The sequence below is a fragment of the Pseudoalteromonas sp. OOF1S-7 genome (assembly GCF_022347765.1).
Taxonomy (GTDB): Bacteria; Pseudomonadota; Gammaproteobacteria; order Enterobacterales; family Alteromonadaceae; genus Pseudoalteromonas.
Window position 1 is genome coordinate 1 of record NZ_JAKRFZ010000022.1, and the last position, 13,657, is coordinate 13,657.

The 13,657-nt window shown below is 45.0% G+C and carries 10 protein-coding genes and 1 pseudogene; 6 read left to right on the top strand and 5 right to left on the bottom strand.

Annotated features, from left to right (window positions below):
* Window positions 1-190: 190 nt before the first annotated feature.
* The 5 genes and pseudogenes from MHN33_RS21365 to MHN33_RS21385 all read left to right on the top strand — a co-directional run bounded on the left by MHN33_RS21365 (window position 191) and on the right by MHN33_RS21385 (window position 5,471).
* Window positions 191-3,508 (top strand): RHS repeat-associated core domain-containing protein, encoded by a 3,318-nt coding sequence (locus MHN33_RS21365; protein ID WP_239401197.1) that lies wholly within the window; start codon window positions 191-193, stop codon window positions 3,506-3,508.
* Window position 3,509: 1 nt separating this feature from the next.
* Window positions 3,510-3,995: a hypothetical protein gene (locus MHN33_RS21370; RefSeq protein ID WP_239401199.1), complete on the top strand. Its 486-nt coding sequence runs from the start codon at window positions 3,510-3,512 to the stop codon at window positions 3,993-3,995.
* 129 nt (window positions 3,996-4,124) lie between these two features.
* Window positions 4,125-4,325 (top strand): annotated as a pseudogene (locus MHN33_RS21375) (transposase); the annotation flags it as partial.
* 175 nt (window positions 4,326-4,500) lie between these two features.
* Window positions 4,501-4,965, top strand: coding sequence for an RHS repeat-associated core domain-containing protein (locus tag MHN33_RS21380; protein ID WP_239401201.1), 465 nt, complete (start codon window positions 4,501-4,503; stop codon window positions 4,963-4,965).
* Between the two features lie 20 nt (window positions 4,966-4,985).
* Window positions 4,986-5,471, top strand: coding sequence for a hypothetical protein (locus MHN33_RS21385; RefSeq protein WP_239401203.1), 486 nt, complete (start codon window positions 4,986-4,988; stop codon window positions 5,469-5,471).
* A gap of 163 nt (window positions 5,472-5,634) precedes the next feature.
* Here the strand turns inward: MHN33_RS21385 and MHN33_RS21390 are convergent, their stop codons facing one another.
* Entirely contained in the window at window positions 5,635-6,507 is an 873-nt protein-coding gene (locus MHN33_RS21390; protein WP_275442972.1) for a bile acid:sodium symporter family protein, read from the bottom strand.
* 382 nt (window positions 6,508-6,889) lie between these two features.
* On the opposite strand from MHN33_RS21390, the gene MHN33_RS21395 reads away from it, so the two are divergent.
* Window positions 6,890-8,350: a hypothetical protein gene (locus MHN33_RS21395; protein WP_239401207.1), complete on the top strand. Its 1,461-nt coding sequence runs from the start codon at window positions 6,890-6,892 to the stop codon at window positions 8,348-8,350.
* Between the two features lie 221 nt (window positions 8,351-8,571).
* Here the strand turns inward: MHN33_RS21395 and MHN33_RS21400 are convergent, their stop codons facing one another.
* From MHN33_RS21400 to MHN33_RS21415, 4 genes are read right to left on the bottom strand one after another with little or no spacing between them, the layout of a single operon-like run.
* Window positions 8,572-9,750 carry a hypothetical protein gene (locus MHN33_RS21400; protein WP_239401209.1) on the bottom strand — a complete coding sequence of 393 codons (1,179 nt, stop codon included), beginning with the start codon at window positions 9,748-9,750 and terminating at the stop codon, window positions 8,572-8,574.
* Entirely contained in the window at window positions 9,750-10,523 is a 774-nt protein-coding gene (locus MHN33_RS21405) for an outer membrane lipoprotein-sorting protein (RefSeq protein ID WP_239401211.1), read from the bottom strand. Before MHN33_RS21405 ends, MHN33_RS21400 begins: the two co-directional genes overlap by 1 nt.
* Window positions 10,524-10,536: 13 nt before the next feature.
* Window positions 10,537-12,891, bottom strand: a complete 2,355-nt coding sequence (locus tag MHN33_RS21410; RefSeq protein ID WP_239401213.1) for an MMPL family transporter — start codon at window positions 12,889-12,891, stop codon at window positions 10,537-10,539.
* A gap of 3 nt (window positions 12,892-12,894) precedes the next feature.
* Window positions 12,895-13,488 carry a phosphatase PAP2 family protein gene (locus MHN33_RS21415; protein WP_239401215.1) on the bottom strand — a complete coding sequence of 198 codons (594 nt, stop codon included), beginning with the start codon at window positions 13,486-13,488 and terminating at the stop codon, window positions 12,895-12,897.
* Window positions 13,489-13,657: the final 169 nt, after the last annotated feature.

Here is a 13,657-nt window from a genome sequence, read left to right on the forward strand (position 1 = left end):
CGTTTTTAGCCAAGTCGATGGATAATGTGCTAACTTGATTCATGATGGATGCTCCTGTTAACTGTAAATATCACTCTCAGTTTGGCGCATTGACGCCGATTTAGGAGCGTCCATCTCAATCACCCATACTTCAACCTTTGCGTATGACAGCAAAGGCCGGCTGACAAAGACAACCGCAGATAACGGTGTGGTGAAAAGCTATACTCTGAACAGCTATGGCCTGATCAGCAAAGAGACGGTCAGCAAGCCGGGCTTACCCACCAAGACACTGGAAACCTACTATGACGGTACTTATCGGTTAGTCACTGGTGAGAAGAACAGTCTTGGCCATCGCAGTACCATTGCCCATGACAGCCTGGGCCGCAAGTCCTATACCCAGACTGCCAATGGTCAGCGCACTTACTATACCTATAATAAGCTAGGTCGCCTGACGGGAGAAACTTCAACTCCGGCCGACAACACAAGTAAAACTGGTACTAAGGCATTGAGCAGCAGCCAGAGTAAATACTGGTGTACCAGCGGTAATGGCTGTGTGAGCGGTGCGAGGTATTACGAGGAAAGTGTGTCTGAGAGCGAACCTACCAGCCGAAAGTACTTTGATAAGTATGGTCGTCTGCTGCGTGAGTCTGGCATGTCCCTGAGCGGCACATTTATCAACGTTGATTACTTGTATGACAGCAAAGGTCGCAAGTATAAAGAGTCTATGCCATATTTCCATGGTGGCACACCGCTTTGGAATGTGTACAAATACGATAAGCAGAATCGGGTTGTACAGGTAACTAAGGCCGATGGCTCCATTTGGAAAACCGAGTACAACGGCGAGAGCGTGACTACGGTTAACCCGTCGAATCGTAAAAATACCCAGCTGACAAATGCGATGGGTCTGCTGGTCAAAGTCACAGATGCAAACCGTAAATCGGCATACTATGAGTATGATGAAAACGGCAAGTCACGCCTGCTGACAGACCCTAAGGGCAATAAGATCCAGGTCAGTTTTGATAAGTACGGTAATAAAACCCGGGTTGTCGACCCTGACAAGGGCACCATCAATTATACTTACAATGCCTATCATCAGGTAACCCGCGAGTCAGACAGCAATGGCAATGTGATCACCTATCAGTACGATGTGCTGGGACGGACAACAGAAGTACAGCGCAAGCGCGGTGGTACGAAGCTTGAGCATCATGTGGTGAATACCTATGACAGTGGTTCGTATGCCAAGGGGATGATTGCGGTGACGACCGACAGGGTCACAGGATTTACCGAGCGCTTCTACTACGACAGTTTTGGTCGCACCCGAGAAAAGCATACGGTGATTGACGGCACGACCTATAAAGAAAGTGCGCGTTATAACAATGCCGGTCAGCTGGATAAAGAGACGGATGCCTCGGGCAAGTCAGTGACCTACCACTACAATGCTCATAAGCACCTAAGTTCTCTTAAAGACTTACAGACTAACAGCACTGTCTGGCAGGCCACGGCGACCGATGCCTTTGGTAATATCACCACGGAGAAACTGGGCAGCCGTATTACCCGCACTAAAGTGTTCGATGATAAAACCGGGTTACTGACCAGTCTGAGGTCAACGGGTAACGGCACGTTACAGAACTGGACTTACAACTGGAGCAACCTGGGCAACCTGAATTATCGTCAGGACCATACAATTGGTAAGAAAGAAACCTTTGGGTATGACAGCCTGAACCGGGTTACCAGCAGCGCGATATCAGGGGGGCCGAGCACCACAATCAGCTATAATGAGCTGGGTAACATCACCTATAAAACAGGTGTGGGCCATTATCATTACCAGTCGAGCCGCCCTCATGCGGTGACCAAAGTCACGGGTGACAGAGCCAATACCTACCAGTACGATGCAGCAGGTAACATGGTGAAGGACAACGCTCGTGAGCTGGTATACAACACCTTCCACAAGCCGGTTTATATCAAAAAAGACAGCTACTGGGTGGAGTTTGCCTACTCGGGCTCAGGTAAGCGTTATAAGCGTACAGAATTTGGTGGTGAAAAAGGCTTGCTGCTGCCTATTCTCAATGGCCGAATCAAAACCTTTATTCCAATCGCACAGGAAACCCGTTATGTGGGCAATGTGGAGTTCATCCGCTATGGTGGTCAAAGCACCTGGGTGAGCAAACGTTACATTGCAGGTAAAGTGCTTATCACCACAGTGAATAACCGGGCGACCACACGCTTTATGCTGGACGACCATCTGGGTTCAACGCATGTGATTGCAGATGCCAGTGGTAAGAAAGAGCAGGTGATGAGCTTTGATGTGTTTGGAGCACGGCGAAACGCGACCAACTGGGTTAGGGACTTCAGTGACCAAAGTAAGTTCACCAGCAAGCTGACGTTACGTGGTTACACGGGTCACGAGCAAATGGATGAAGTGGGCCTGGTGCATATGGGCGGGCGTATTTATGACCCTATCCTGGGGCGATTCTTACAGGCAGATCCTATGGTGCAGGCGCCGGAGAATATTCAGAACCTGAACCGCTACTCGTATGTTGTGAATAACCCGCTGAATAAGACGGACCCCAGTGGTTATATCTTCATGACTATTGCTGTTTGGGCGTTCAATACCTTTGCTACCAAGGCATTTTTAGCAACAACAATTGGAGCAATCATGTCTGCTGCATTTACCGCATACGAGTATTATGGCTATGCCAAGCTTGCTGTCGGTATTATTCAGGCTGCTAATAATGGAGGGACTGCGCTTGCAAACTTTGCGGGTGGATTTGCGAAAAGCTTTGCAAAGGGTCAAGCGGTTACCTGCATGCTAAATATGGCCGCGGGTGGTGGCTGTGTTGGTGGCTTGGAGACTAAAGAACAGGGCAATAGTGAGACAGATGGAAACTCTGGAGAAAAAGTGAATAAGAGTGGCAAGGGTGAAGTAGACAGCCACGGAACAAGGTCACCAACTGATGCGCAAAAAAAGCAAATCATTGGGCGAGCGACTACAGAACAGAAGAATATTCGAGAGTTCATTAGTTCAATGGAGGCTAGATCAGGGGAGTACTATGAATTAGCCAAGCATAACTTTGGGTTTGAGAAAGGGGATATGTTTGGCTCAATAGATGGATTAAAAGGATCTGTTGGAGACTTACTTATTGCTAGAGCACAGGAGCTCGACGATAAATTGTCTGAAATAATAAGTAATCCATCTAAAATAAGGGTGTTTGATGGCTCTTCGGATTTGAATGCAATAGAGTACAACGGCCAGATAGCTGTTAACGCGGATGTATATCTAAAGGCCTTCGTTCCTGACGCCCAAGCGGCAATCACACATGAGTTGATGCATGTCGGAGGTATACACCACAGAGGATGGGGGATGGATGCCGCTTTTTCATCACTTTCTAAAACCAGTGGAGTTGCAAATTTTGGCACAGTTCCTTGGGACAAAAGCGGACTCGCGCTAATTCAGTCAAGTAGGGTTAATTTGTTTAATAATAGCTATACTTTAGACTTTACTCTTAGAAAAATTAAGTTAGGGGAATAACTTGAAATTAATTTGGTTCGTTCTATACCTGTTCTCCGTTGCTTCATTTGCTGTGGAAGAGGGAGGGCATAGGAAATATTTACATGTATATACTTCCTGTGGAGAGACTGACTTTAGTGTTAGATTTGATATTGTGAACGTTAGTGGGCATGAATTTAATATATCTAGTGAGCAATTAGGGGTAGTGGGTAACAGTGGTATTGCGTTTAACCTGAATACCTATAATGAAGAAGGCGTAGCAATCGCAGATATTGATTTGACCGAGCGCAGTGGTTATGTAGCTAATGCTGCGTCTAAAGAGATTAACATATCGCCATATGGAGGGTTTCAATTTGAAGTGGACTTCATAAAGCGCTTTAACATTAGTGAGAAGAAGTCTTACAGGTTACATTATGCCCCTCTTATTCTCCATAAAAACCCCGACCTAGAGTTCTTTATGAGTGCTAACTATATCAATATAGGAAAAGGTGGGTGTAGTAGCATGTAGCCTTATGCTCATTCTCTGCAATCCAACAAGGAAAGTTACAGAGTTACATGGACAGCCACCTAAAGTTGGCGTTCAGGCTGTACGCCGTCTACCTTTAGGTAATGCTCAATGGATTGAGAATGACAAACTATGCCAACTGCAAGGAAGAAGCAGGTCAGATTATCAGCCACTAAGTACTATCACTGTTTATCCCGGTGTGTTTGCCGGGCATTTCTGTGCGGCAAAGACCGCGTTACGGGCAAGTCTTATGAGCATCGGCGAGACTGGGTTGAGGAAAAATTGCTGACCCTTGCGAAGGTGTTTTGCATTGATGTGTGTGGCTATGCAGTTGCTACTGGGTGGAGTTTGCCTATTCGGGTTCGGGTAAGCGTTATAAGCGAACTGAGTTTGGCGGTGAAAAAGGCTTGCTGCTGCCTCTCCTCAATGGAGATATCAGCACCTTTATTCCAATCGCGCAGGAAACCCGTTATGTGGGAAATGTGGAGATGACGGTCAGAGCTCCTGGGTGAGCAAGCGCTATATTGCAGGCAAGGTGTTGATCACCACTGTGAACAACCAGGCGACCACTCGCTTTATGTTGGATGACCATCTGGGTTCAACACATGTGATTGCGGATGCCAGCGGTAAGAAAGAGCAGGTGATGAGCTTTGATGTGTTTGGTGCGCGTCGCAATGCGACCACCTGGGCGAGGGACTTCAGTGACCAAAGTAAGTTCACCAGCAAGCTGACGTTACGTGGTTACACGGGTCACGAGCAAATGGATGAAGTGGGCCTGGTGCATATGGGCGGGCGTATTTATGACCCTATCCTGGGGCGAATCTTACAGGCAGATCCTATGGTGCAGGCGCCGGAGAATATTCAGAATCTGAACCGTTATTCGTATGTGGTAAATAACCCGCTGAATAAGACTGACCCCAGTGGTTATATTTTTGCGACGATAGCGATATGGGCACTGAATGCGGCAATTTAAGGCATACAGGAAAGCAGGTTTTGAGTAATATGTATCTTTTATTATTTTTGGCTGCATCTTTGAATGTACAGGCCACTGACTATCAGCTTGATATAAAGAGAAAAAGTGCTCTCTTTACATCTCAGCAAGGAGAAGAAGTGGTTGAAGTGACTGCCCCAACGATTAAAAAGTGGGGGTTTTGTATAACAAACAAGGTGATTGTTATACATACAAAAAAAGCCCTCATTCACCAAAGAAGTGAGTTGGTTTCTAGAGCAAATGGTAACTGTACAGACAAAGGTGTTATATTGAATTTACGGGAACAGCAGGTCAGTGAAAGCCTCTTGTCTCGTATATTTGAAGTGCACAACTCAATTGCTATCGACAAAAATATAGAGTTAATGCAAGTCACAGAATCGACTACAAGTGGCGATTTCTTATTTATATACAGGACTGTACAATCGCACGTGTATTATGAGGTTGATTTGGAGAAGGCGACTTATTCTACAATTGATTTGCAACACTAGTTTAGATTTGTAGTAGATTTGTAGTAGATTTGTAGTAGATTTGGGGAAACACCTACCTATAGATAAGACTGAATGGATTGAGGATGATTGTTCTGGCTATGTACTCATGCACTTTGCGATGAATGAGTCATACATCATTTTTCTATTAAACAGAGCAGTTCACCTACCCGCTCGAGAACTTTGACGGCCCTTTAATAACCCAGGCAGTAAATAAACCTGCACTGACAAACATAAACAAGCTGTATATGCTCGGTGCAATAGACATCACTTCATTGCCCAACAGGCCTGTTGTTACTAAAAGGGCGAGTGTACCATTTTGCAGGCCAACCTCGAGGGTAATAGTGCGAGTCCGTGTAGCGCAGTGTAAAGTAGTGTGCGCCACCAGAAATCCAGCAATCATTGAAACAAGGTTTAAGATGATGACAGAGGGACCTGCCAAGACCAGGTAGTCAATCAGCTTATCGCCCAGTTTATAACAGATGCTGACAATCACCAGCAGCAAAACAGCGATTGAGAACCCGCTGATATAGGGGCTGGCTGCTTTAGCACATTCAGGCCACCTGGCATTGATAGCCATGCCGACCAGAACTGGTAGAACACCGACCACAATAAGTTGAATCCAGGCTTTTAAAATAGGGAACTCGATTAATGAGCCGTTTTGCCCATAATATCCGATTGCCCATGCGGCTAAGAATGGCAAACTAAATGGGGTGATAAACCCTACCACTGCCGTTAAAGACACTGACAGGCCTACATCTCCTTTGGCGAGATATGTATAGAGGTTGGAAGTTGTGCCTCCCGGGCACAAAGCCAGAATAAATAAGCCAATTGCCAGCTCCCCTGTTAGTCCTGTAACCACAATAACAGCCATTGCGAGCAAGGGGAGCAGAACCAACTGACACACAGCTCCGATGAAAAAGCTTTTTGGTTGTAAGTACACACGCTGAAAGTCTGCGGGTTTTAAGCTTAAGCCAACACCGGTCATGATCAATATCAGTGCAATGGGTAAACCTATTTCGATTGAAGTGGTTGGCATAGGGTTGTCCTTGGTGAGCCAGGTTCAATTTAATCTTAACAGCTGAATCGCCGGTTAGTCACATCCGAATTTTACAGCTAGAGTATGATAGAAGTATGGCTTAAGGAGTGGGGGCTTGGCTAAATTAATTTACAACCCTAGTCAGGTGAATTGTCCCGAAGTGGTGGCAGATCATTGAGTTGCAATCAGGCCTGCCGGTTTTTGATGAATGTAAAGTTTCAAAAAGTTCAGAGCTGTAACTAAACAATATCTCCCCAGCGAGTGAACAATGCGGTTGAACGCACAACGCTTACCTGTGGTCGCACAATTAATGAACGGAGCTGATTGCGCGGCTATCTTATTCTAGTCGTTTTGAAATTGCAAAATAAGGAAAGTAACAATCATGTTTAAGAATTTTATGCATGCCCGCTACGTTAAGGGCTTACTGCACTGTGTCGCTGCCTATTTGGCAATAATATCTGTGCACGTCTGGGCGGGGGAAACGGAAGCGTTTGTTGACAAGCTAAAAACTCATTATGAGAAAACCAGGTCTATTACGGCTTTTTCGCTCAATTATCATTTCTTCAATAAGCAATTCAGATCTCATGACTACTGGGATTATCAGGTGCCAAACAGAGTGATGTCGGTGCGTATGGTTGAAGTCGATCTAGATAAAAAACATTTTTATGACAATGACATACTGTACGGCCCGGGGGGAGAGGTACTCGACCGGGTTCAGTTTCAGAATGATACACACAGTTATTTCTATGAAAAGAATGGTAACTATTTAGGCAAGCGCTACTTTAATGAAGGTTTAGGTAATTTTGACCGATTTATGCATTATCATGCCTTTAACATCGACTTTATCGTGGTAAGGCCCTTACTTGACGAGAGCAATGTTGCAGATAATATTACCCTGCATCAGGACAAGGCTGCGGGAACAACCATTCTGACTCATAAAAATGCGCTAGATCACATTGTCGATTATGAATTTAGCAATAACTCGCTGCAATTGGTAACGGTCAACAATAAAACAAGGCAGGCATTCTATGTTTATGATGATTATCAAACAACGAGAGGCATCACGTTTGCCCGTCAGGTAAAAAAATACTATAACGGAGAAAAAGTACCTGCTTACATTAGTTTCAATGACAAGCTTGAAATTATTGAGGAGGTCGATGCCTCCAAGCTTCAGCTACCACCAGGGTATGGCCCCGAAGTTCAGGCGGGCGATGGTATTCTCGTAGCAAAAGAAATAGCAACCGGACTGTATCTTGTAGCAGACTCGGCGGCCTGGCGGAACAGTGTATTCAAAGTCAATGGTGATGAAATTACTGTGTTTGGTGCAGCAGGATACCCTGAGTTAGCGACTAAAACGATTAACTTGATCCGTGAGCAATTCCCAGAGAAAAAAATCAGCGCAATTCATGTTACACATGCTCAGGAAGCTGATATTGCCGGACTTGGCGTTTTTGCTAAGCAAGGCATAGAAATACTTGCCGATGAATATAGTATCGCGGCCATCAAAGCCTACCCGGATTTTGCAAATGACATTGAAGGCTTCAAGTTTCGAGCGATAAAAGATGAGCAGCTTATTGATGGCGCACGCTTTTATATATTGGAAAGTTTGCATTCTAAGCGGCAGAGCTTTGTTCATTTCGAGTATGAAGGGATCATCTTCCAGGCCGATTTTCTTCACATTGCTTACGATAATACGATTCCTAAAGTGATCCCCAATTACACCCGTGCTTTTATCGATTTTGTTCGCAGTAAGCAACTTAAAGTGAACAGGATTGTCGGGAACTACCAAAACAATAATATTTCGGTTGAGGTGATGAATAAAGCCTATAATTCACTGATGTGACACTCTCAGTCTTCGTTTGATGAATATCGAACGCTGACGAATACGAACTAATGCGAATGGCCGTTTGGCTATTGTCATCCGGCCATGTATTCAGTTACTCAATGAAGCTACTACTTTAGTTACTATGGGACATCCACCAGAAAATACAGGCGCTGGTTTGTCGGGTTCTGGTTTTAGGTGCAAATGGTATCCCAGCTCAGGTAGCGATGATCCATGCAGTATTAAAAGTAGTACTCCAATGAAAACTGAACGAAGTCATCTTTGCGGGCGAAATAGGTAATTTCGCTTGCCGAGTCCGTTTGAAACATCCATCCTTCCAAGCGCCATCGCCAGCTGTTATTAAACCGACTAGACATCTCAAGTCGTCCGCTAACCGTGCTGGTGTCGTCCAGGTCCTGGGCTACACCAAATAGTGCGGTAGTGCCGTCCATATCGTTGAGTGTAACTCGCGCGCCTATGAACACATCATTTTGCCCTTGCGCTAAGCTCGCATCCTGACGTGAGTCATATTGATATTCCACAATTGCATTGACGTCCCACTGCGAATCAAAGATGCCGACAAATGAGTACTCAAATCCACTCGTTAACGCGGTATAATTGTGTGATGCGTGGCGGTGATAACCTTCCAGCTTGAATAGCCAGCTCCCCTGAACGAGTTGCGACTCCAGCCCAATCTGTTCAATGGTTGGGTGAAAGGGAGCCAGTGCAGAATGAGAAGGGGAATATTGTAACTCTGGGTTGCGTTGGATCCCGTTAAAATAGTGCAGACTATAGTCTATTTCGGCGAGCTGACTACTATAGCGAATTGCCAGGTCTTTGCGATTTTTGCCACTGCTTGACTGGTACTCAGTGAGAGCAGGGTCGACCGGCACCTGGGCTCTTAAGCGACCGTCATCCGATGCATACAAGGGCGCCTGAAAATGAGTTAGCAAAAAAACCTGCAATGCCCCTTCATTTGCATAGTAGGTATACTGAAGCATGGGCTGGCCAATTTTCTGTTCAAAGTCCACACTGGCCAACGTATCGGTTTGGTTGATGATATCGATGATATGCTGGGACTCAGTGACCCCCCAAAATACTTGGTTGATACCCACCTTAAACTCGTGGATATCAGCGGTGTAAGTCAGGTTTAACTCCTTAAAGTAAAACTCTGATTTACTGTTATCCAAGGAGTTGACCCTTGCATATGGTTTGATGTTTAACTCAAGATCACCCTGGCTATAATATAACTCTGGCTGAAATGATAGCGTCGCCTCATACTGTTCAGGTTGCTGCTCTCCCTCGCTGACATAATGTCGCTGCTCTAAGTTCAGATTACCCTGTAATTCATAGGCATGTACATCTCCTGTCAGCGCTATCATGGCCAGCAGTCGTTTACTTAAAATAACTTTGCGCTGCATTAGCGAACCTTATGTAACCTTCTGTTAGCAAAGTCTTGAACACGTAAGTCGATGTTGAATTCAAACTTTTCTGTGATCAGCGTGGTTGATTTGCCTGTCTGGTGGTTATCCATCAGCATATGGTGAGACCTCCAGTACTTATCAAGGTAGAGCTGATAGTCGGTCATTGTCAGCGTTTTTAAGGCGCTGCCTTTTCGGTCAAAGAACTCAATTTTAAGAGGGATATAACGTTGTGAATCTATCCATGCAATCCGTTTTTTATAGCCGGAAAACTTATCAACCGGGACTTGCTCAACTTTATACACTTTCCTATCAGCAATGGTGTCCTCTCCCAGGTATGTAAATTGATATTTTCCCACCTCGAAAGAGGCCAGATCTTCAAATGAAAACTCACTGCCGACAAATGGGCCTGACTTATTACGTGAGGCGATCGTCTTTGTACGTTTTAATGCTGGCAGGTACAGCCATTGTTCATCTGCATCATTAATGTGGGAATGGTTGAGAAATACAGTGCCTTTCACATCATTTGGACGGTCAAATACAATCAAAGACTTATCACCATCGTTATCGACCTCAAGTGTTTTAAGGCGCATTTCTCGCGTACTTTTATCACCTGTCTTACTTTGCAGCACCATTTTGAACTCTGAATAGGAGCTATTCCATCCAGAGTTCCTGGCTTTCTGCTCCAGAGCAATCTGCATACCCTTTTCGTTCTGAGCAAAACTGCTCAGGCTTAGCAACGCTAAGCCACTACATAAGAGATGTTTAAACATGTTTTTCCTTACTTTATTTTCCAATTCTTCTGTCTGGTTCAGAGATATTCAAGTTCTGTACCTCATCCGTTTCAGCGTGTTTGTCTCTGGCAAGCAACAACAACAATGAGGGGAGAAACAAAAAGTCGACCAATAGCGCGATACTGATAGTGATTGCGGTCATGAGTCCCATCTCAGCGTTAATTTGCAAGCTGGAGGTCGCCATAATAAGAAAGCCTGCTATCAGTATTACTGTGGTTGTGGTTAAAGCTGTGCCAACAACTTCGAATGAGTATTGGATAGCGTTTTGAGCTGAATAGCCCAGGTTTTTCCTGGCGTGTTGGTAGCGGGTCAAGAAGTGAACGGTATCATCGACGATTATCCCCAGTGTCACACCCAGTACGACGGAAAGTCCCAAGCCCACTTCGGCTGTGTATAATGCCCAAATACCGAACGCGACGGCTGCTGGCGTTAAATTCGGAATAAGACTGATCAGGCCTATTTTGAGTGACCGTAGTGCCAAAATGAGCAGCAATGAAATCAACACCAGGGCAGTTGTGGCGCCTTCCAACATACTTCTTATATTGGTAGCGCCAATATGCGAAAACATCAACGATGGACTCGCAATCGATAGATGGTAGGGACTGTTTAGTGCATTAAAGTGGGTTTGTATCAGCTTTTCTAATGCGATGGTTTCATTTGAGGTCAGGTCCTGAAAAGTGACGGTTACCCGAGTTGCTGATTTATCCACATTCAGCAGGTTATTCATATCTAACCCCAGAGGTAATGACATTTCCAGTAGTAAAATATACTGTGCCACCTGCTCTTTGGAATTCGGTAAAGTGTAATACTTGGGATCGTCTCCATGCATGTTCATATTTAGGCGTTTGATTGTGTGCGTTATGCTGTTGACGTGATCAGTGTCTTCAAGTGTTTTAAGCCAGTGTTGGAACTCATCAATGAATACTAAAAATGCCGGGTCGTTAATGCCTTCAGCCCTGCCGGAGTCAAAGGACAATTCCAAGGTGGTCATGCCCGCTATGTTGGCTTCCATAAAGTCTGCTGCGGTTCTAAAAGGCACAGATGTATCAAAGTAATCGACAAAGTCGTCATCCAGTTGGTTTTTGGGAAGCTGACTAATGGCCAAAGTCATGCTAACTGCACATATGCCGAATATCACTTTATGGTGACGGATCACAAACTGCGAGAAATGGCTCATTAGCGCATAGTTACTTCCGTGAACCGGAACTTTGAAAGGAAATATCGTCATCAAAGCAGGAAGTACGGTGATGGTAAACCAAAAAGCCAGCATGACACCGATGGCAACTAAGTTACCCAAGTCAACAAAAGGAGGAGAGTCCGAGAAGTTCATTGTCAGAAACCCGATTGCGGTGGTAATACTGGTGAGGAATATGGGACGAATATTTGACTTTACACTGCGCTCAATCGCTGTCTGTTTTGAGTCGCCTTGTTGGATCTGTTTGATATATGAAGTAATGACATGGACGCAATCAGAGACTGCCAGCGTTAAAATTGCAATTGGCGCGGTTGTGGTCGGACTACTGAGTTCCCCCCCCAGCCATCCCCATATCCCAATTGTGGTTACCACACTGACGATGATGATCAGCAAAGATATTAAGCTGGCAGAAACCGAGCGGGTAAAGACTGCCAGGAGCACTAACACCAGCAGTAACATTGCAGGTATCCGGGTTGCCGAATCGCTAATAGCAATGTCTTGAAAGCTATTATTCATGGTGACGATACCTGACAACATGAATTCGATATCTGGGTAACGGCTGGCAAACTCCGTCGTCAGGCGCTCTGTCGCCTCTGCAATTTTAGGCACTGCCTCGGTCATATCCTCATCCGGGATAGTAAAAGTAATGTTGACGACAGTAGCAGAGCCGTCCGGTGCCAGAATACTTTTGACCAGCAGTGGCTCATTAAGCGCAACTCGCGCTATGTGCTCAACCCGTTGCGCTGAGAGCGGCGTATCGAGCGGCACCAGATCCTCAATGATGATGGTGTCATGATCTGCATAGCTATGTTGAAAGTTGCTCACAGAATCGACACGCGTACTGTGATCCAGTTGCCATGCCTGCTCTGTCAGCTCCTGAATAACGCTCAGCGTCTGTGGCGAAAAAATAGTACCTGATTTTGGGGCTAAAACGATGGCGACGTTGTCACTCTTTGTATAAGTCTTCTGTAGGTTTAAAAAGTCATTCAGGTAGCGGTTATCCTCACGGAAAAAGACCTTATAGTCATTTTTGAAAGGAATACTCCATGTAAAACCCTGAAAAGCGCCGGCCGTAGCGATGACAATTAACATCAGGGTAAGGCATACCGTGTGCCAGGGGCGTGCTATCGAGTACATGACTAGTTTGTGCATTACTTATATTCCTGTGGAAATGCTCAGCTGAGCAAGAAAAAGGAAGGTTGTGGCGACACTCGCTCCGATGAAGGCACCGACGATTACATCAGATGGATAATGCAGGCCTAATACAACCCTGGACAGGCTTACCAAAATCGTAAAGGGAACGACTAAAAATCCCCAGTAGACGTTACTGGATACCAGCATAATACTGAAACATACGGAGTGCATAGTATGACCAGAGGGGAAGCTATACAGATCAATCGCTGACTCTGTGATTTTTATATCTGGAAATTTAATGAAGGGGCGGTCACGCTGGAACTGCTTCTTTATCCATAAATACAAAACCAGAGTTATTAACCCGGTTAACATCATGGATAATGATATTAACAACCCTGGTTTGCCGGCAATGGCGGGTTGCAATAGGATGAGTGCGTACCAGAAGCGCCCGTTTCCTAATATACTGATGATCCCAAGAAATTTACTGAGTCTAGGTATATGGTTAAGTTTGTTGAATATTTCACAAAAGCGATAATCGAGCTGTTTAAATTTCTCGTATCGACATGATGCTTCATTGGGTTGTTTTTTTTGTTCTGGCTTGTTTAACAAATCCATCTCTCATGTGCTCCACATTATCCTTGCCCGGTGAGCTACAGTGCAAATCTCACAAGTGAAATATACTTATTGGGTACCAAGGTTAATCAAAAGGTGTTTTGATGTAAATACAATTATCTGCAAGATCGCGTTTTTGTTATTTTCTTCTTTTGTAACAGGAGGTTTTGTT